At 55.7% G+C, this 19,521-nt stretch carries 15 protein-coding genes; 6 read left to right on the top strand and 9 right to left on the bottom strand.

All coding sequences use genetic code 11. From position 1 onward, the window contains the following. Positions 1-253: 253 nt before the first annotated feature. Positions 254-1,681 carry a pyruvate kinase gene (gene pyk, locus AC2IAX_RS13345; RefSeq protein WP_494387914.1) on the bottom strand — a complete coding sequence of 476 codons (1,428 nt, stop codon included), beginning with the start codon at positions 1,679-1,681 and terminating at the stop codon, positions 254-256. A 791-nt stretch (positions 1,682-2,472) separates the two neighbouring features. On the opposite strand from pyk, the gene AC2IAX_RS13340 reads away from it, so the two are divergent. Continuing rightward, positions 2,473-3,771, top strand: coding sequence for a BaiN/RdsA family NAD(P)/FAD-dependent oxidoreductase (locus tag AC2IAX_RS13340; protein WP_494387913.1), 1,299 nt, complete (start codon positions 2,473-2,475; stop codon positions 3,769-3,771). Positions 3,772-3,808: 37 nt separating this feature from the next. Here the strand turns inward: AC2IAX_RS13340 and AC2IAX_RS13335 are convergent, their stop codons facing one another. From AC2IAX_RS13335 to AC2IAX_RS13320, 4 genes are all read right to left on the bottom strand, one after another. Next, the gene (locus AC2IAX_RS13335) at positions 3,809-5,860 is read right to left on the bottom strand and encodes a PP2C family protein-serine/threonine phosphatase (protein ID WP_494387912.1); all 2,052 of its coding nucleotides are present in this window, start codon (positions 5,858-5,860) and stop codon (positions 3,809-3,811) included. A 169-nt stretch (positions 5,861-6,029) separates the two neighbouring features. Then, on the bottom strand, positions 6,030-7,205 hold the full coding sequence (locus AC2IAX_RS13330) for a GGDEF domain-containing protein (RefSeq protein ID WP_494387911.1): 1,176 nt from the start codon (positions 7,203-7,205) through the stop codon (positions 6,030-6,032). 249 nt (positions 7,206-7,454) lie between these two features. Next, positions 7,455-7,796 (bottom strand): slr1659 superfamily regulator, encoded by a 342-nt coding sequence (locus AC2IAX_RS13325; protein WP_494387910.1) that lies wholly within the window; start codon positions 7,794-7,796, stop codon positions 7,455-7,457. A gap of 419 nt (positions 7,797-8,215) precedes the next feature. After that, positions 8,216-8,797, bottom strand: coding sequence for a slr1658 family protein (locus AC2IAX_RS13320; protein ID WP_494387909.1), 582 nt, complete (start codon positions 8,795-8,797; stop codon positions 8,216-8,218). A 346-nt stretch (positions 8,798-9,143) separates the two neighbouring features. On the opposite strand from AC2IAX_RS13320, the gene AC2IAX_RS13315 reads away from it, so the two are divergent. Together AC2IAX_RS13315 and AC2IAX_RS13310 are read left to right on the top strand one after the other, a co-directional pair. Further along, positions 9,144-9,911, top strand: coding sequence for an ABC transporter permease (locus AC2IAX_RS13315; protein WP_494387908.1), 768 nt, complete (start codon positions 9,144-9,146; stop codon positions 9,909-9,911). Between the two features lie 77 nt (positions 9,912-9,988). Then, entirely contained in the window at positions 9,989-10,978 is a 990-nt protein-coding gene (locus tag AC2IAX_RS13310; RefSeq protein ID WP_190354458.1) for a M48 family metallopeptidase, read from the top strand. Between the two features lie 219 nt (positions 10,979-11,197). Here the strand turns inward: AC2IAX_RS13310 and AC2IAX_RS13305 are convergent, their stop codons facing one another. Together AC2IAX_RS13305 and AC2IAX_RS13300 are read right to left on the bottom strand one after the other, a co-directional pair. Beyond that, positions 11,198-11,590, bottom strand: a complete 393-nt coding sequence (locus AC2IAX_RS13305; protein ID WP_099534465.1) for an AbrB family transcriptional regulator — start codon at positions 11,588-11,590, stop codon at positions 11,198-11,200. Between the two features lie 506 nt (positions 11,591-12,096). Further along, a complete protein-coding gene (locus tag AC2IAX_RS13300; protein ID WP_494387907.1) occupies positions 12,097-12,474 on the bottom strand; it encodes a hypothetical protein in 378 nt (125 codons plus the stop codon). A 90-nt stretch (positions 12,475-12,564) separates the two neighbouring features. On the opposite strand from AC2IAX_RS13300, the gene AC2IAX_RS13295 reads away from it, so the two are divergent. Then, positions 12,565-13,710 (top strand): 2Fe-2S iron-sulfur cluster-binding protein, encoded by a 1,146-nt coding sequence (locus tag AC2IAX_RS13295; protein WP_494387906.1) that lies wholly within the window; start codon positions 12,565-12,567, stop codon positions 13,708-13,710. 58 nt (positions 13,711-13,768) lie between these two features. Here AC2IAX_RS13295 and AC2IAX_RS13290 read toward each other — a convergent pair whose 3' ends face one another. Beyond that, on the bottom strand, positions 13,769-15,316 hold the full coding sequence (locus AC2IAX_RS13290) for a GTP-binding protein (protein ID WP_494387905.1): 1,548 nt from the start codon (positions 15,314-15,316) through the stop codon (positions 13,769-13,771). Between the two features lie 488 nt (positions 15,317-15,804). After that, positions 15,805-16,695: a DNA adenine methylase gene (locus AC2IAX_RS13285; RefSeq protein ID WP_494387904.1), complete on the bottom strand. Its 891-nt coding sequence runs from the start codon at positions 16,693-16,695 to the stop codon at positions 15,805-15,807. 438 nt (positions 16,696-17,133) lie between these two features. On the opposite strand from AC2IAX_RS13285, the gene leuC reads away from it, so the two are divergent. Then, positions 17,134-18,543 (top strand): 3-isopropylmalate dehydratase large subunit, encoded by a 1,410-nt coding sequence (leuC, locus tag AC2IAX_RS13280; protein ID WP_494387903.1) that lies wholly within the window; start codon positions 17,134-17,136, stop codon positions 18,541-18,543. A gap of 120 nt (positions 18,544-18,663) precedes the next feature. Continuing rightward, entirely contained in the window at positions 18,664-19,425 is a 762-nt protein-coding gene (locus AC2IAX_RS13275) for a DUF561 domain-containing protein (RefSeq protein WP_494387902.1), read from the top strand. Positions 19,426-19,521 lie beyond the last annotated feature (96 nt).

Below are 19,521 nucleotides of genomic sequence, written 5' to 3'. Positions count from 1 at the left end.
CGTCGGTGCGCGTGAGGGGCGATCGGGTTGCCGATTAACTGACAGATGATTAACTGACAGATCAATCGATCATCTCAACAGATCGTCAGAAGATCGTCAGAAGATTGTCAGATGAAACCCGTCGGGTTTGAACAGCCGGGTTGAACGCCCGGGTTGAACGCCCTCAATTCTGCCATAGGGCCTTGGTGCGATCGCTGGGATTTTAGGGCGATCGCCCCTGGCCCCAGGCACTCAAAACGCTCAGTCTCCCTTGCTAATCGGCGGCGATCGTGTGAATTTTCAGGAAATTGGTACTCCCGGCCTTGCCAAAGGGGACACCGCCCATCACCAAAACCTTATCCCCCGGCGCTGCATATTGACGAGCCAACAAATCTTGCTCCACCAGCGCCAACGCAGAGGCCAACGTTTCCCCATTAAATCCCTTCAGCAAAATGGGTCTCACTCCCCAACTTAAACTCAAGCGGTGATAAACCTTGGGATCGGGCGTATAGGCAACGATGGCGGTTTTAGGACGTTCCGCCGATGCCAGTTGGGCGGTGTATCCCGTTTCGGTGAAGGCCACAATGCATTGCAAATCGATCGTTTCATCGATCGCGTGCAGGGCTTCACTGATGGCATCCGTATCCTCATTTTGATTGGGTGGATAGTTCACAAATTGAATCGAGGGTTCCACCTCCGTGGCAATCCGCGCCAACATTTTCACAGACTCGATCGGGTAGCTGCCCACCGCCGATTCACCGGACAACATCACCGCATCCGTACCATCCATAATCGCATTCGCCACATCACTGGCCTCCGCCCGCGTGGGTCGCGGATTATGGATCATGCTGTCCAACATTTGGGTTGCCGTAATCACCGGAATTCCCTTTTGATTACAGAGGCGAATGATCTGTTTTTGAATCAGGGGCACTTTCTCCGGGCGCATTTCCACTCCCAAGTCCCCTCGCGCCACCATCACCGCATCACATTCATCAATAATTGCCTGCAAATTGGCGATCGCCTGCGGTTTTTCCAACTTGGCTAACACCGGAATTTCCGCGCCCCGAGCCGCCAACAATGCCTTCAAAACCTGCACATCTTCTGGCTTGCGCACAAAGCTCAAAGAAATCAGATCAACCCCCTGCGCAATCCCAAATTCCAAATCCCGTTTATCTTTGTCGGTAATGGAAGGTAACTGCAAATCTAGGCTGGGAAAATTCACCCCTTTGCGACTTTTGAGAATGCCACCTTCGATGACCTGGCAATGAACCGCATGACCATCAATCTGTTGCACAGATAACTCCAACAGCCCGTCATCCAGCAACACTTGCGTGCCGGGTTCCGCTTCAGCAGCCAAGTGGGGATAGTCAATGCCGACGGTGTTGGGTTGATTTTGATACTCCGCAATCGGGACGAGGGTTAAAACTTCTCCTTCTATGAGGGGAATGCCTTCGGGTGGTAAATCACCCACGCGGATTTTTGGCCCTTGCAAATCTTGCAGCAACATCAGAGGCAAATCCAGTTCTTCGGACGCTTGCCGCAGTCGCCAAATTCGCTCCGCATGATCATCATAGTGACCATGGGAAAAATTCAACCGCGCCACATTCATGCCCGCCAACAGCATTTTGCGGATCATCTCTGGAGAATCGCTGGCCGGCCCGATCGTGGCCACAATTTTGGTGCGATGGGTTAACGGTTTCATATCATTCTTGCCTAACTGACAATACCGGCATCAAATGCGGAACCTGAAGCGATTCACCCTAACGCAATATTCCTCATGATTCAGACCCAATCATTCAGATCAGAACAGCGGCAACTTCAGCACCTTTAGCAACATTAATGTTGAATAATGAAATTAAACGTTAATGTTGCTGATGGATAGCAAATTGCGCCACGGGAATTGATCGCGGATCCCTAAAAATTGGATCATCGATACCCCAATCTTGGTTTTAAAGACCGAGAACTGTCAATAAAGAAATTAGGAAGATTTGCTTACTGTGCTCTGCAATACCAAACTTGCGAAATTGATCGTGAATTCAATTTATTATTAAATTTCATGTTAAGTCTATGATTATATTCATCCTTAAATTTGTTCATTCAATCATTGGTCTATAGGGTGAACAATGCTCACCAATTAACTGCTTGATGGTAGTAAAAACATGAATTGCTAATTCATTTTAAGAAAAAATCTTCTTCATGTATTTATTATTTTTTTGAGATGAGTAGCTATTTAATTTGAAATCAGAATTATCAACTCAAGTTTTTTGATTTCTTACGCTGATTCTAAATTTTTACGCCAATTCAGGGATTGCGTGATTTTCGGAATGCTATCTTAATCAGGTCATTGACAGACCGCCTATTGAACTAATGATCATGAATAAACTATCGGAAATTGCGAATGCGGTCATTTTTGTGGCGCTGCTGAGTTTTATTGGTCTGAGTCTGTTTCGGATTGGGGCCCATTTTTGGCCGATCGTGACGGGAGGTTAGGGGATGAGTTTGGACGATCGCCCGAACATGAACCGATCGGGGCGAGTGGTGGTGGTGGGCGGCGGGGCCGCGGGCTTTTTTGGGGCGATCGCCTGTGCGCGATCGAATCCTGACTTGGACGTGACCATTTTGGAGGCGGGGCCCCAATTTCTGAGCAAGGTGCTGATTTCTGGGGGCGGCCGTTGCAATGTGACCCACGCTTGCTTTGAGCCATCCCAGTTGGTGCAGCACTATCCACGCGGAGCCAAGGCCCTGCGGGGGGTGTTTAGCCGGTTTCAACCCCGCGATACGGTGACTTGGTTTGTGGGGGAGGGGGTGTTGCTGAAAACAGAGCCGGATGGGCGGATGTTTCCGATTACGGATCGATCGAGCACCATTGCCGATTGCTTGATGCGGGCGGCGGAAAAAGCGGGCGTGCGGCTGCGATCGCGGGCGGCGGTCAGCAATATTACCCGCGAGGCGGGACAATTCCAAGTTCAGTTGCGATCGGGGGAAACTTTGACAGCCGATCGGGTGTTGCTGGCCACGGGCAGCCAGCCGACGGCCTACCGCTGGGCGGCGGGGTTGGGCCATCCGATCGTGTCGCCGGTTCCCTCGTTGTTCACCCTGGCCATTCCCGATCCCCGGCTGGACACGCTGGCGGGGTTGGCCGTGGAGCGGGCCCAGGTGCGGCTGGTTTTGCCGGAGGCCGATCGGGGCAGCAAAGGCAAAAAGCCGCCGGACTCGGAACAAATTGGCCCGGTGCTGATTACCCATTGGGGCCTGAGCGGGCCGGCGGTGTTGCGGTTGTCGGCCTGGGCGGCGCGATCGCTCCACGAAGCTCACTATCGGGCCCTGTTGCGGGTGAACTGGCTGGGCACGGCTTCGGCCGAAGAGGCCCGCGATCGGCTGCGGGTTCTGAAGCAACAAAACCCACGCAAGGCCGTATCCACCGCCGGGCCGCCGGAGTTACCGAAACGGCTTTGGCAAAAATTGGTAGAAGCGGTGGGCGTGGCGGCGGATTTTCGCTGGGCCGACTTACCCAAGGGGCCGATCGAGGCGTTGGTGCGCGAGTTGGTGCAAGGAGAATTCAAAATCACCGGCAAGGCGGTCTTCAAGGAAGAGTTTGTGACCTGTGGCGGCATTGATTTGAAATCCGTGGACTTCAAAACCTTGGAAAGCCGCTCTTGCCCAGGGTTGCACTTTGCCGGTGAAATTTTGGACATTGACGGCATCACGGGTGGGTTTAATTTCCAAAGCGCCTGGTCTACGGGTTGGATTGCGGGCCAGGCGATCGCCCAGGGAGCCGTTGCCGTTGATTAGCCCTGCCTTAGGGGGTTAGGAGTCGTGGATTTGCGACCTAAGCCGACAAGGACGGCACGCTACAAACATTGGGCCAGTCGATCGCCGTGGCAGACTCGATCGGGCGATCGGCCGGCTCCTGTTGCCGTTTAATCACAATCAGGGTGATGTCATCAAAAATCTTGGCCTCACCAATGTGGCGATACACATCATCCACAACCAATTTACAAATCTCCTGGGGGGTGCGATGGTGCTCGGTTCGCAACAACCGACAGAGGCGATCGGCCCCATAAAGCTGATTGCTGTGGTCGGCCGCCTCGGTCAGGCCGTCCGTATACAGCACCACCAAATCGCCAGGATGGAGATAGACCTCCGCCTCGGCAATGAAACTACTGACATCCGCTTCAATCCCGAGGGGAAAGCCCAAATCTAAGGTATCGACCCGATCGATCGCGCCATCCGCCCGCACCACGATCGCCTCCTCATGCTGACCGCTCAGGCGCAGGGAACCCCGTTCATAGACCAACAGGGAAAGGGTCATGTTTCGGTACGATCGCATCCGCCTGGTGTTGTCATACACCAAGCGATTGAGGGTGTTGATCGTTTTCACCTGATCAATTTCGCCCACCGCTTGCAAGGTGCGCACCGCCGCCTGCACCATCAGCATCACCATGCCGCTTTCCAGACCATGGCCCGTCACGTCGCCAATGCTGATTTCCACCCGACCATCCCGGTGCAGCACGTCGTAGTAATCGCCGCCCACCTCATCGGCCGGCTCCATGTAGGCGGCAATTTCCAAATCCGCCGTATTCAGCAAATCTTCTTCCTTAGGCAGAATCATTTGGTGCAACCGACGCACCACAGACAACTCCGCCCCCATTCGGCGATTTTCGTCCGCGAGCTGTTGGTTCAGGGTCACAATTTCTTGATTAGCCCGCGCCAGGTCGTAGGTTCGCTCAGTGACGCGCTGCTCCAAGGTTTCCAAATGCACTTGCAGTTGGGTGACCATCCGCGCAAAGGAGGTGGCCAATGCGCCGATTTCATCTTCCCGATCGGTGGGTAAGGGTTGATCCCAATGGCCACGGGCGATCGCCTGGGAAGCCCGATTCAGGGCCACAATTGGCTCCACCAACCGACCCGCCATCCAATAGGACACCACCACCACCAGCAACAGCACCATGCTGGACACCATCAGGAGCGATCGAGTTTGGGTGGCCAAGGCCTCCTGTAGGGACTTCAGCGAGAGGGTGACCAGGGCGGATCCTTGCAGGGTTTGTGACTGATCGCGCAACGGCACAATCACATGCAGCAGATTGCCATTCACCACGCGGGCCGTGGCCTGGGTGGTGAGGCTATTGCGCAAGAGAGACAATTGCTGCTCGGCCAATTGCTTCCCGAGTCCACTTTCCGGGCGAGCTTGACCCGCAATCACCTTGCCTTGCAAGTCAATCACCCAAATGCCCAGCACGTCCGGTTCCCGCAGCAATTCCTCAATTAGGCGATCGAGACCCAGGGCCTGGCGCAGGGATTCCAAAAAGGCCACATGGTTCCCCACTTGCACAATGCGGCGCTGATCAATCCCCGGAACCCCCACATATTGAAAGACGCGATCGTCAATTTCCCGCCGCCGAGGTTCTTGAATCACCATCTTGGCCTTGCCCGTCAACAGAGGCCAAAACACATGGGCTTGGGGTTGTTTTTTCGGATCGGGATTAAAACAAAAAACCGCCTCCCCGGGCGGTCGCAAGCGGGCACATCCATCCGCATCAGAAATCCAAACTTCATCAATGATCGAATCAGCCAGGATTTTGTTAATTCGTTGTTGGAGTTGGGCGGTTGGTTCGCCGCGTTTTTGGCTCAAATCCACCAGTTGGGCTAAGGCCGTGGCCGTGGCGGCCATTTGCTGGCCCAATTTGTTTTCCACCGTGGTCGGCACATCCCGCAACACCGACAGGGCCCGGCTGAGGGTGTTGGCCAAGCGCACGCCGTCCGTTTCGGAGCGCCGAATCAATTCGTGATGGGTGTTCCAGTGGAAAATGGCAATGGTGGGTAAAACGGCCACCACCGCCACTCCCGCCATCATGAATAGCAAGCGTCTTTGTAAATTCATACGTAAATGTTACTTAAAAAAATTTGTTATTTAAAATGTTTGTCCACCCTCCCAATCCTAGTCCATGTGATCAGTTGCGCTCCAAGATTGACCCTATGCAAGACCAGTCAACTTTGGGATTAACGCAGTTCAAAACCCCATGTAGAACCTAGCTCATTCAGAGCCAACCCTAATGAATTCGCATTTCAACGGCCGATCGAAGGGCGATCGTTTCGTTGCTGAGTTCGTCAGCCACCACCACCCGATCGCGCCCCTGTTGTTTGGCGGCATACAGGGCCCGATCGGCCCGGGACACCAACAGGGTGGGCGAGGTGGTCAAGGAGGGCGAGATGGCCGCCACCCCAACGCTCACCGTCACACAAGGGTTAACAACCGATCGGGGATGGGGCAGGCTCAACCCCAACACGGCCTGGCGAATGCGGGTTCCCACCAATTCCGCCTGCTGCAAGGTGGCGCGGGGCAACAAGACCGCAAACTCTTCGCCCCCATAGCGAGCCACCAAATCCGAGGTCGATCGAGCCACCTGGGCGATCGCCATTGCCACCTGCTGCAAACAAACATCCCCCGCCACATGGCCCAGCAAATCGTTGTAGGCCTTGAACGAGTCCACATCCACCATCACCAAGGCCAACGACTCAGACCGACTGCCGCGCGTCTGCCATTGCTGTTCCAAATATTCATCAAACCGCCGCCGATTGGCCACGCGCGTCAAGGCATCCATCGTGGCCTTGGCTCCCGCTTCCGTGGCTTGCACATAGAGCTGCTCAATCATGGCATCCCCATGCTCAATAATCAGCCGCAGCACATGCTCCAGGTCTTCCCGTTCCCGGGTAATGGTTCCCAACAGCGATTGCAGTTTTTGTTCCGCGTTCCGGTGTTGATGGGCCTCGAGGGTTAACCGCTCATTGGCGCTCAACAGCTCGTTTTCAATCACGCTGCTATGCTCGATCGTGGTTTGCAAAACCCACTCCAGATCTCGCTTCTGTTGGGCCACTTGCTTCAAAATCGTCTGCAATCGCTGCTGTTGGCGACGGTACAGCGACAGGGTGGACTGTAGTTCGTTTTCAATACAGTCACCATGGATGGCGGTGGTTTCAAGGGCGATCTGGAGATCGCGGTTGCTTTGCTCTAAAGCAGCCACCTGCTGGCGAAGGCGTTTGTTTTCTTCAATCAACGCTTGTGGATCAGACGATGCCGCCGGATCGGGCAGCGACTGGGGATCGCGCACAGTATCTCCAAACAGACGCGGTATAGGCCGCTTGTAGAGGGTAGAGCCGAGGGAGCGATCAACATCAACGCCACAGCCTAGGGATTGAACCGATGGATGTTGAACCAAGCGTTGCACAGACCTGGAAGGATCAAGGGCGATTCAGGGAACCCATGCTGCGTGATCGATGCCGTAGGATTGCTCACCGCAGGATTACCCACCGAAGGATGGCTTGTCATGATGATGACTCAGTGGTGACGACTCAAGGTCGATCGACGTTGAGCGATCTACTCCGAGCGATCCCTTCTGAGTGAGCCATTCTGAGTCATCTCTTCTGAGCGAGCCATCCGGTCATGACCCACGAAACTATCTCCAAGCTCATGATTGCTAAGTTAGCACTAGTTCAATGCTGGGCATGAGGCGCTGGAGATTTTTGAGCGATCGCGTTTGCCAAACAATATTAGCGGATCCTTTAAAAGTTAACTTTGCTGTCCCCCGCTGCCGCAACCGAACTACAAACATAGACAGCATACTGATACCGGAGCTATTGAGGAATTCGAGTTCCTTGAGGTCAACAATGATGTGCTCGGACTCTTCCGCCGCCGCTTCCAAAATATCAAGCACAGGACGGTAAGCCTCAAGGCCGTCCAGACGCAGGGAACCCCGACAGAGAATCGTTGACGTGGCGGGGTCATACTGAATGCTGTAGTCCGGTTGTTTTAGTTCCATACGAATGAGTGGTGGGAAATTGCGGAGGACTGGGGCATTGGAGAAAACCAGGAGCTAAGGGGTATTAATGAAAAGATAGGGTCATGATGTCAGGCGGAAGGGCTGGGGGCGAACCACTGAGAAGGCGCGATCGAATCGTGATCTTGCGGTGATGCTTGACCGGTGTGGCCGCATCCTCAGATCCCGTTGGTAGATCCCGTTACTAGATCCAGTCACTAGATCCAGTCAGTCACGCGAATGAGCTATCGCAGTTGGTGCAGTTTCACCATGCGATCGAGCCTTAACTATCCTTACATGAACTTGCTCTGGGCCATGCAAGGTTTCGGGATCCCCCCATCACCGAAATGCTGGCAAGAGTTTGACAATATCTTGATCTCTTTGCTCAGTTCCAGGGCGATCGACATTTTAATAGTCAATCACTACACTGTGAGTCGGGCCATCACACTGATCGCAACGGAGTTGTCATCATTAGTAGATGGTGTAAATCGCCACCCCATTTTCACTCCGTAATCTGCCATGATTGAAATTAGCCCCAGGCAGGATTCATTGGACTCCTCACGCCCCATTTGCTCTAGTCGCTGAGCATAAAGCAGGTCAAGATCAGTCGTCAAAATATCATGGATGTGCTTCTGAAACCGGATGGCGCGATCGGCCGTTGTGCTGTTGCAAACCAGCAGCAAGATGCTGGATTCATAAAGATAGAGGGAAATGGTGACCGGGCTGTTCACCTGCTCATTGCTGAACTTAATTGCATTCTCAATGAGTTCATTAGCAACATAGCTAATACAAGCCTTAACATTCTCTTGAGTGCTGGAGCTATTGGCCGCGTCCTCATTATTGCCCGGGAAAAAGGTGGCGAAATAGTCGCCCAAAAAATCGGCCGATAGTCCATAGTTGCGCCAACGAATTTTGCGAGCTTGCGCACTCGGTGAAAATCCCAAGGTTAGGTATTCTTGGGTATCAGGTAGGGAATCGTAGAACTCGCCTAAGGTTACATTCATCACGCTTATGCATTGACCAAGCTAAGAACAGGATAAGGCAAAATTTTCCGAGAGTAGAGGGCTGAATTCAGCATCAACAATGTTTTGGAAACTCCAAGTCATACCTTAAGCTACCAAAACATTCGCACCATCACAGTTTTGCTGGCTGGTTCAGGAGAGCCTGGATTCAGCCCTGGTGCATGATTGAAGGGCTTTCTCCTGGCGCGATCGAGGGCAATGGTTGACTCAAAATCATGACTTCAAAGGCTCCACCGAATTTTTAGGATGATCTTTTAGGACGATCAGCAGGATGATCAGACTTTCCAAAACCCGATTCTCTCCAGTGACCCCGATCGCGCTTCGGTTAATGAGTCGGCAGGCGCTGGCGATCGCCCGGCGGATTTTGCAGGAGTTATGGCGACGCAAGCGCAGTTTGGTGTTTTGGTCGCTGTTTCCGGCGCTGGTGTTGGTGCTGAATGGATTGATTTTGGCGGAGCGGGCCCAACTACCGATCGCGGCGGCCTTTGAGCGGGCGGCTCCGGTTTCCTGGGTGGGGGCGGCCCTGTTTTTTAGCTGCCTGGGCGGCACGGTGGCAACCCTGGTGGGCGAGCGAGAGTCGGGCACGTTTCGGCGGCTGGGCCTGTCGCCCCTGGGTGGCATGGCTTATTTTTTGGGAATTAGCCTCGCTCACGGAGCGATCGCCCTAGGCCAGGCGGTCATTGTGGGGATCATTGCCACGGCCGTGGGGGCCCAATTCCAGGGGGCCTGGTGGTTGGGCGGGGCGATCGGGCTGCTGAGTGTGTTGGCCTATGTGGGGGTGGGCTTTGTGCTGGGGGGACAATTTGCCCGGCGCACGGAGGATGTGAATGCGTTGGTGGCGGCCTTGGGCGTGCCCCTGCTGATTTTGGGCGGCAGCTTTGTGCCCGCTTGGCTGTTTCCGCCCCTGTTGCAACAGTTGGCCCGTTTTGACCCGATCTACCACATGAATGAGGCCCTGCTGCGGGTGGCCAGCGAGGGAGCCACGGCCGCGGAGATTGCCTTGCATCTGTGGGTGCTGGGCGGGGTGGCGATCGGGGGTTTGGGCCTGAGCGCGGTGACCTATCAACAACTGTTACGGCGCGATCGTTGCCTTTAGAACGCTCCATTCTGGGGAACGCGCTACGCTGAACTTGCAGTCGTTTTGGCCCTTTCCGAGGGGCCTTGCTCCCAACCATGCCTAGCTATCCCGGAATTTCCAGCGAAGCCTTTCGTCATCCGCTCGATCGCGAAGCCGAGCAAGCCCTGCGAAGCCTGCCGGGATTTGACTTGGTGGCCCGCAAATTTCTAGAAGTGGCGGTCGATCGGCCCCAATATCTCTACCACATGGGCAACAGCGTCCAAGTGGGGCCCCGTCAATACGCCAGCCTGCATCAGCTCCTGCGGGAGTGCTTGCGAGACCTTGATGTGTTCCCAGAGCCGGCCCTGTTCGTCAGCCAAAGCTATCAGGTCAACGCCTTCACCATTGGTCAAGAACAGCCCACCCTGGTGCTCACCACCGCCCTGCTGGAATTGCTGAACGAAGCCGAATTGCGCGTGGTGTTAGCCCACGAACTGGGACATTTGAAATGTGGCCACAGCACCCTCACCCAAATGGCCATTTGGACGCTGTATGCGGCTTCCATGGTGGGGCAAATGACCATGGGCTTAAGCAACATGCTGATTAGCAACGCATTGGTCATGGCGTTTTACGAGTGGAAGCGCAAGGCCGAACTGTCGGCCGATCGAGCCGCCCTGATTGCCACCGACGATCTCGATACCGTCTTGATGACCATGGTGAAAGTGGCCGGCGGTAGTCCCAAACATTTGCAAGAACTGAGCCTTGCGGAATTCAAAAAGCAAGCCCGCGACTACCAATCCCTGGACGCGGATGCCATGAACCAGGCTTATAAATTCTTTCTTTACAACAACTTGCCCCAGGGCATGTACAGCAGCCATCCCTTCCCCGTGGAGCGAGCCAGCTATCTCCAAGATTGGGCCACTTCGGCGGAATATCAAGCCATTCGGCGCGGGGACTACCAACGGGATGTGGCTCAAGGGGCCGTGAATGTGACGGCGAATGCAACCACCACGGCCCGATCGACCGGCAACACCGAAGCCGATCGCCTGCGCCAACAAATTGAAGACCTGCAACGGGAACTCGATCGCCTGCGCCCAGCTCGATAGCAGCTTGTCGGCATTGGCAGGAATTTTGGGCCGATCGCAGCAATTCAGCAGCCATTGATCAGAGTTTGTGGGAATTCAATCGTAACGATCCCACCCTTCAACGACGCACAATCCCAAAAACAAGAAAAACAAGGGGCTTAAGCCCCTTGTCTCAAAAATTGAAAACAGAGAGCTTAAGCCCCTTGTCTACCCCCATTGGTACTAGGGGCATTTTGCAAGTTATTCTTCGCCCTTGCCGTCCACTTGCACCAGGCGAATGTGCTTGTAGCCCAGCTTGATCTCAAACTCATCGCCCGGCTTCAGACCCATGCTTTGGGTATAGGTCGAACCAATCACGATTTGGCCATTTTGATGCACCGTCACACGATAGGTCGGTTCGCGGCCCCGACCATCCTTGGCACTTTCCGGATCAATCCGCGTGCCTTTTGCTTCCAACAATGCATCATAAAACTCAGCCAAGTTCACCTGGACTTGGCCGCTTTTGGTCTCTTTGTAGTAGCCGCAGCGCTTTGCTTTTTCGCGACGGGGCAGATTCGAGAGTTCCTTCAGTTTTTGCAGTAGGGCTTTACCCTTCAGCGGTGTGGGTTGTTGAGCAGTTGCGGAATCACTCATTGCTGTCAAACATTCAGTTCAGTTAAAAAAGCCTAGCTCGGCTGAAGCGGGGTTCCTCAGATGCAATTGCCCTTTAACCCAAGAACGCCGCCGACTTAGCCTAGCGCGTCCCCTAGTCGAGGCCAATTGTTCTGAACTTCCCCAATTCAGACATCACCTCCTCAGAGACTCTTCGACTCATTGGAGGGTGATCAAACCCCGATCGATCTTGGCTGGATCGATTGTTCGATTTGACTGGATTAGCCCCCTCAAAAATCAGGGATTTGCCATAATCTGGCAAAATCCAGCGGTAATTCTACAAACGATCAAACCGCACAATCTTGCATCGAAGGATGGTCAGGGAGGATGTCTCTCTCGATCGGAATTAGGTTTTACCGGTGTTGATCATGCTCTGACAGGCAGCCTAAATTTAGACCGGCCAATGCCAATCATGGCTGAAGCCTAGGATTTACCCATAAAAATTGATCGCCTAGAGACTAAGCACGGAGATAAATTTTTGAGGCAGCTTAGATGCGCTCCTGGGCAGAATCCAGAAAAACACCGGAATCGAGATTGACTACCTTAAGACTATAGCCCCAAGCGGCAGAAATTTGAATCGGACTGCTCAAAATTTTTAGATTAAAAAAAGCTCTTGGCTCCCTATAGATTGATCTATCCCCCAGGGTGGGTTCGATTGCTTTGATCAGTTCGGGATGACGGCCTTTGCCGCTAAGGCTAAAGCGGGGCTGGCCAAAAGCAAAGACAAGGGGAGCGGAAAAAATAGAAAATGTATCCTCTTCAGGGAAGAAGCACTGCAAATTGGGTGTTTTCGGATGATTTTTACGAAAGGGGGCAAGGCGATCGGACGATGGGCGCGGGGTGCTCAAACCCTCCTCAAAAAACATTGCAGATTGTGTGATGGGGGAGCGGGTCTCCCAGCAATTTGCGACTAGACTAGTATCAAATCCCTGCCGTATTTGCCGAATCGACCAGCCGTGCAAGTCACTTTCCAAATCATGCGTCGGGAACCCGGATCGTCTCCTCGGGTTCAGTCCTATCGCCTCGACAATGTTTTACCCGGAAATACGATTCTGGATTGCCTGAATCGTATCAAGTGGGAGCAAGATGGCAGTCTTGGCTTTCGTAAGAATTGTCGCAATACGATTTGCGGAAGTTGCGCCATGCGGATTAATGGCCGATCGCGCCTGGCCTGTAAAGAAAATGTTTCGGAGATGTTGACCCGGGCGATCGGGACGGATGAGCGCGGTGAACCGGTGATTACTGTGGCTCCGATGGGCAATTTACCGGTGATTCGAGATTTGGTGGTGGATCTGCAACCGTTTTGGGCCCGGTTGGAATCGATTCACCCGTCGGTGAGTCGGGCAGAACAGTTGGCGGCGGCGGAAACGGTGGCGGCCCAGGAGCGATCGCCCCAGCAAAATCAGACAGTCCCAACCAATCAGGCCAATCAGGCAAGTCAATTTTTAGATCAACCTCTAGATCAACCTTTGCGGGAAACGCGCCAAACGCCGGATCAGCGGGCCCTGTTGGAGCAGGCGGGCAACTGCATCGCTTGTGGGGCCTGCTATTCGGAGTGCAATGCGGTGATGGTGAATCCGCAGTTTGCGGGGCCCCAAGCCCTGGCAAAGGCGCAACGGTTGGTGGACGATACGCGCGATCGGGCCACGGCGGAACGGTTAAGCCAGTTGGGTGAGGATGGCAGCGGCGTTTGGGGTTGCACGCGCTGTTTTGCTTGCAATGAGGTTTGCCCGATGGAGGTGAACCCGCTTGATCGCATCTCGCGCATTAAATCGGTATTGTTGGCGCAGGCGGCGACGGCCGGCGAGGCGATCGAACGACCTTTACGCCACCGCCAAACCCTGGTGCAGATGGTGCGCGAGGGGGGGTGGATTGATGAGCGTCAGTTTGCCATTCGGGTCATTGGCAATTCGGGACGCGATTGGCGGGGGTTGGTCAGTTTGGCTCCGGTGGGCTGGCGGATGGTGGCTCGGGGCAAAATGCCGCTTACGTTTGAAAAATCCGAGGGAACCGACCAAGTGCGGGGTCTGATTGATGCGGTGCGAGCGGTGGAAGCGGCCCAAGGCACGGCCCAGCCACCCCCGCCCGATCGCGAGTCCTAGGGATCGCGAATTCTAGGAAACCTGTTGTTTGGATCGTTGTTGGGGTTGAAAGCAGCCCCTAACGAGAACCAAAGGGATCGGGAACCGCTGGCCGGCCCAGCTTGGCCCACAGTTCCGCCTCAATGCGTTTGACGATCGACTGTTCATCCAAGGTGGCCAACACGCGCCCGATCGCAGCCCTTGGCCCGTCGGGGCCCCAGGAAGCGTCGTTGGCTAGGTAGGTTTTGGTTGCTTGGCCGATCGCATAGGAAGAAACCCCGGCGATCGCGGCTTGGGTGGCGGCGATCGACAGATAGGGCACGGTGGTGATCCCGCCAGTGGCGACGGTGGACAGGCCCAGAAATCCCTTAAGGGCACTGAGGCCCAATCGGGCGATCCATTCTCCGGCACTGAGGCCGCCTAGCCCGATCGCGATGGTTTTCATCAGGGCGATCGCACCCCGTTGGCCCATGGGAATTCCGTAGAGCCGCGAGAGGGCCAAAATGGTGGCCAGGTCGATCGCCGCGCCCCCCACCAAGTCCAACACCACCACGGGATTCACCGCCACGGCGATCGCTTTGGCAATCGTGCCATTCCAAATCAGCCGATCGGCAGAGCGATCCCGCAGGGCCAACTTGCGCGACAGGATCCGATCGCCCGCCGCTTGGGCATAGAGCAATGAGTTCAGGGCCACCAGGGCTTTGCCCTCCCTTGCCAACACCTCCAAAATTTTCAGCTTCAGACTTTCCACCTGGGGCGCGCCCCGTTGCAAATCCGCCGCGATCGTCCCGTCGGGCCGCTGCACCACCTGGGCCACCAGGGGAGCCGCCGCCACCATCACAATCTCATCGGGCGACAGCAACTCCCGCACCCGATCGTCCCGAATCTTTTCGTAAATGGCCTGTCGATCAGCCTCGGGAAACTGATCAATCTTGTTCAACACCAGCAGAATCGGCTTACCCGCTTCCCGCAACTGAGACAGGGCCTCGCATTCCACTTGGGTCATGTCCCCGGCCACCACAAACAGAATCAGATCCGACGCTTGCCCCACTTCCCGAGCCAGGGCCGCCCGCGCCGCCCCATTCACTTCATCAATGCCCGGTGTGTCCACCAGCTCCACTTGGCCCAAACTGGATGGCACTGTCCAATGGATGCTCCGGCTGGATTGGGTTACGCCGTGGGTGGGGCCCGTTTCAAAGACCGATCGCCCCAACAGGGCATTGAGCAAGGAAGACTTGCCGCGACTGACGGCCCCAAACACGGCAATCTGCACCCGCTGATCCTCCAGCTTGTCCAGCATTTGCGCCAAACCCTCCAGATCTGGCTCCAGGCCCGATCGCTCCCGGGGGGTCAAGTCCAACCGCTCCATCAGCGATCGCAGGGCCGATCGGGCTTGGCGATAGGCCAACTCCGCATCTAAATCCGCCAAAGACTCGATCGCCGCGTCCAATTCCCGATCGACCGCATCCCACTCATCTAGGCGATCGCTGCTCTCAAAATCATCACCCTCGAAATCATCACTCTCAAAGTCCCCGCGATCCAAGCCACTCCCATCAGCGTCAGTGGGTCGATCAATCGGCCCTTCCATGGCCTCAGAAAATTCAGAATTTGGCGGATTGGCAGCCATGGGCGATCGGGAATAACCATTAGGAATAGAAGTTGATTTAAGCCACACCTGTCAGAGACTGTCTGAAAAGTATCTTTGGACTACAAACCAGCGACAATAGTCGTGAAGGCAAGGGGCTTAGGGGGTGTCGTCAAATCGCCTAAAACCTTGATTCCGCCGTTGACAGATCGCGGGGGACAAGGGGCTTAGGGGGTGTCGCCAAATCGCCTGAAACCTTTATTCCGCCGTTGACAGATCGCGGGGGACAAGGAGCTTAGGGGGTGTCGTCAAATCGCCTGAAACCTTGATTCCGCCGTTGACAGATCGCGGGGGACAAGGGGCTTAAGCCCCTTGTTACAACGATTGGGGTCAGGATAATCAACTGTTTTCGCCTGACCCTCGGAAATGACGATAGCCCCTAAGCCCCTTGTTTTCGTCGATCACCGGGGCGATCGCTGGGACAAGCATGGTTTTAATATTGACTGCTCAGACATCCACTCAGCATTAAATCAGCATTGGATCAGACCTTTTTTGGCGATTAATAATTCCTGACCCGCCTTCGATCGCCGGCCTTGGGTATTGGTCATACTGTAGGGCTTAGTCCAGGGTAAACAGTCCGCCCAATCGGCCGGATAGAGATCCTGAATTGCTTCACAATTATCGATCGTCATTAGCCAATTGTGGGGACAGTCGCGCAAGGACTCGGCTAATTGTTGATGATTAAAACCCTTGTGTAAATCGCCCGATCGCCCATATAACCGCGATTGTTCCGCTGAAAAATAGGGCGGATCGAGAAAAATAAACACATCCTCACCGGGCGCATGGATCAGCTCCCGATAGTCGCCCAGAGTCAAGCGCACGCCCGCTAACCGACCCTGCAAATTTTCTAGCCGTTGAATGCTGGACTCGGTGAACCGACCGCAATAGGCCGCCGCTGTCATACCGCCGGATTCCGTGAGGCCGCTGGCGGTGCTGCGATTCAAAATAAAAAATCGCGCCGCATTATGGAGCCGATCGCCCGGTAAGTTCGCCAGTTTTTGTTGATAGTGATCGCGAAATGCCACCCATTGATCGCACTTGCGCCGCTCGCCGTCGTAGTCATCCCGCAGCGATCGCACCAACCGGGCCAGGGCGATCGCATCGATTTGCACCTGCTGCCAAAAATCCATCAACAACGGGTTCGCATCATTGGCCCAAAATGCTTGCGCTACGCCGGCCCCGATCGCATGGAGCAACACACTGCCGCCCCCCAAAAACGGCTCCCGGTATTCTTTCGCCGATCGAAAATAGGGCGTAAAAATCGGCAGGTCTTTTTGTTTCCCCCCCGGATATCGCAGGGGCGATCGCCAGTCGCGCCAGTCAACAGCGGTCACAGCGCGATCGGGTGAATCAGGAGTCATCGTTTTCATGGAGCGTTGATTGGCTAAGGGGGTGTCGTTACAATCGCCCAAAACCCTGGTTCTGTCGTTAGCAGATCGTTAGGCAGCAAGGGGCTTAAGCCCCTTGTTACGACAACTGGTGCCTGGAAAATTAATCATTTCAGCTTGTGACTCGCAAGCAACGGCAGGGCTTACGGCCGTGAGCCTCTAAGGATTTTGATGGGGTTGATTCGTGACCTTCAATCGCCTCCGCGCCAATCAACGGGCGATCGCCAGTGACGCGATAGAATAAGACCTCTGAATCGGCCCGGCAAGTTGCCCGCCGATCGCCCGTTTACCCCATCGGACTGACGCACCCCCAGCAACACTGGGACAAGGGGCTTAAGCCCCTTGTCTGAGTAGACTATCGCGCTAGTCCTCAATCTGAGAGATACACCCACCACAGAGCGATCGACCGTCATGAGCCAAGGAACCCTCTTCGACAAAGTTTGGGATTTGCACACCGTCGCCACATTGCCCTCGGGCCAAACCCAACTGTTCGTTGGCCTGCATCTGATCCACGAAGTAACCAGCCCCCAAGCCTTCGCGATGCTGCGCGAACGTGGGCTACAGGTTCCCTTCCCCCAACGCACCGTGGCCACCGTTGATCACATTGTCCCCACCCAACTGCAACAACGCCAGCGGCCCTTCGTGGATTCCCTGGCCGAGGACATGATCGTGGCCCTTGAGCAAAGTTGCCAAGAATTCGGGATTCGGTTCTATAACATCGGCTCCGGCAAGCAAGGCATTGTCCATGTGATCGCCCCCGAACAGGGCTTGACCCAACCGGGCATGACGATCGCCTGTGGTGACAGCCACACCTCCACCCACGGCGCATTCGGAGCCATTTCCTTTGGCATCGGCACCAGCCAAGTGCGCGACGTGCTGGCTTCCCAAACCCTGGCCATGACTAAGCCGAAAGTGCGCCGCGTGGAAGTGAACGGCAACCTGCGCCCCGGGGTCTACGCCAAAGACGTGGTGTTGCACATCATCCGTAAGCTGGGCGTGAAAGGCGGCGTGGGCTATGCCTACGAATACGCGGGCACGACCTTTGAAGCGATGAGCATGGAAGAACGGATGACCGTTTGCAACATGAGCATCGAAGGCGGCGCGCGCTGCGGCTATGTGAACCCCGACCCAATTACGTTTGATTATTTGCGAGGGCGCGAGTTTGCCCCCAAGGGAGCCGATTGGGATGCGGCGGTGGCTTGGTGGACAAGCGTTCGCAGCGACGCGGATGCTCAATACGACGATGTGGTGGTGTTCGATGCGGCGGAGATTGAACCGACCGTTACTTGGGGCATCACGCCCGGCCAAGGCATCGGCGTGACGGAAACGATCCCGACCGTGGAGGAGCTGGACGAGGGCGATCGCTCGATCGCCAAGGAAGCCTACGACTACATGCAACTCGCACCGGGCCAGGCGATCGCCGGAACCAAAATCGATGTGTGCTTCATCGGCAGTTGCACCAATGGCCGGATCAGCGATTTGCGCGAAGCCGCCAAAGTCGCCCAGGGTCGCCAGGTGGTCGAAGGGATCACCGCCTTTGTGGTGCCCGGTTCCGAATCCGTGAAGCAAGCGGCCGAAGCGGAAGGCCTGCACGAAATCTTCAAGGCGGCTGGGTTTGAGTGGCGGGAAGCCGGTTGCTCCATGTGTTTGGCCATGAACCCGGACAAGTTGCAGGGCAGCCAAATCAGCGCCTCGTCCTCGAACCGCAACTTCAAGGGCCGCCAGGGTTCCGCCAGCGGCCGCACGTTGCTGATGAGTCCGGCCATGGTGGCCGCCGCCGCTGTGACCGGCACGGTTACCGACGTGCGCGAGTTGCTGTAGCCGCGAGCAGGGCTTGTTCGCTGAAATTACGGGTGAGGGCAGGTTTCCATCCTGCCCCTACCGCCGGCCGTGCTTGATACAATTGCCGACATCTGCAAATCACGCCAATCAGGTGAACCTATGAGTGCAATGTCCCAACTGCAATCCGCCCTCGATCGCGGCCAAGCGCTGAAAGCGATCGCTGGTTTGAACAATTTCGACGGCGATCGGGTCGAAGCGATCGTCAAAGCAGCCGAGCTGGGCGGTGCAACCTTCGTGGACATTGCCGCCGACCCCGCCTTGGTGCAACGGATCAAGGCAATCACCAGCCTGCCCGTTTGCGTGTCAGCTGTGGAACCCGCCAAGTTTGTGGACTGCGTGGCGGCCGGCGCTGACCTGATCGAAATCGGGAACTTCGACAGCTTCTATGCCCAAGGCATTCGCTTTGAAGCGGCTGAAGTGTTGGCCATGACCCAAGAAACCCGCCGCCTGCTGCCCGATGTGCTGCTGTCGGTGACGGTTCCCCACATTTTGGCCCTCGATGAGCAAGTGGCTTTGGCGGAAGCTTTGGTGGCCGCTGGCGCAGACATCATCCAAACCGAAGGCGGCACCAGCAGCCAACCCGCCCACGCCGGTAGCCTGGGCTTGATCGAAAAGGCCGCTCCCACCCTGGCGGCTGCCTACGAAATCAGCCGCGCCGTGTCCGTGCCGGTGCTTTGCGCGTCGGGCATTTCGGCGGTGACGGCTCCCCTGGCGATCGCGGCGGGTGCTGCGGGCGTGGGCGTGGGTTCGGCCATCAACAAGCTGGACAACGAAATCGCCATGGTGGCTGCTGTTCGCTCGATCGTTGAGTCCCTGCAAACGGTGGCCACTGTGGGTGCTGGTTGCGGCATCGATCAGTAGACCGTGATAGTCCCGAAATAGTCCCGATCGCCCCCTCATTGCCCAGGGCGGCGGGCGATCGGGATTCAGCCTAAGCTCAGCCAGCAACCTCACGGA

Source organism: Limnothrix sp. HT2024 (assembly GCF_059138625.1).
The sequence above is the reverse complement of the archived record's forward strand: the minus strand, read 5'-3'. Positions and strand labels throughout refer to the sequence as shown.

Bases quoted from the DNA above. Each gene is read 5' to 3' on its own strand.
- leuC (WP_494387903.1), top strand. From the start codon at position 17,134: ATGAGCCAAGGAACCCTCTTCGACAAAGTTTGGGATTTGCACACCGTC.
- AC2IAX_RS13320 (WP_494387909.1), bottom strand. From the start codon at position 8,797: ATGAATGTAACCTTAGGCGAGTTCTACGATTCCCTACCTGATACCCAA.
- AC2IAX_RS13335 (WP_494387912.1), bottom strand. From the start codon at position 5,860: ATGAATTTACAAAGACGCTTGCTATTCATGATGGCGGGAGTGGCGGTG.
- AC2IAX_RS13310 (WP_190354458.1), top strand. From the start codon at position 9,989: ATGCCTAGCTATCCCGGAATTTCCAGCGAAGCCTTTCGTCATCCGCTC.
- AC2IAX_RS13300 (WP_494387907.1), bottom strand. From the start codon at position 12,474: ATGTTTTTTGAGGAGGGTTTGAGCACCCCGCGCCCATCGTCCGATCGC.
- AC2IAX_RS13305 (WP_099534465.1), bottom strand. From the start codon at position 11,590: ATGAGTGATTCCGCAACTGCTCAACAACCCACACCGCTGAAGGGTAAA.
- AC2IAX_RS13315 (WP_494387908.1), top strand. From the start codon at position 9,144: ATGAGTCGGCAGGCGCTGGCGATCGCCCGGCGGATTTTGCAGGAGTTA.
- AC2IAX_RS13340 (WP_494387913.1), top strand. From the start codon at position 2,473: ATGAGTTTGGACGATCGCCCGAACATGAACCGATCGGGGCGAGTGGTG.
- pyk (WP_494387914.1), bottom strand. From the start codon at position 1,681: ATGAAACCGTTAACCCATCGCACCAAAATTGTGGCCACGATCGGGCCG.
- AC2IAX_RS13290 (WP_494387905.1), bottom strand. From the start codon at position 15,316: ATGGCTGCCAATCCGCCAAATTCTGAATTTTCTGAGGCCATGGAAGGG.
- AC2IAX_RS13285 (WP_494387904.1), bottom strand. From the start codon at position 16,695: ATGACTCCTGATTCACCCGATCGCGCTGTGACCGCTGTTGACTGGCGC.
- AC2IAX_RS13325 (WP_494387910.1), bottom strand. From the start codon at position 7,796: ATGGAACTAAAACAACCGGACTACAGCATTCAGTATGACCCCGCCACG.
- AC2IAX_RS13275 (WP_494387902.1), top strand. From the start codon at position 18,664: ATGAGTGCAATGTCCCAACTGCAATCCGCCCTCGATCGCGGCCAAGCG.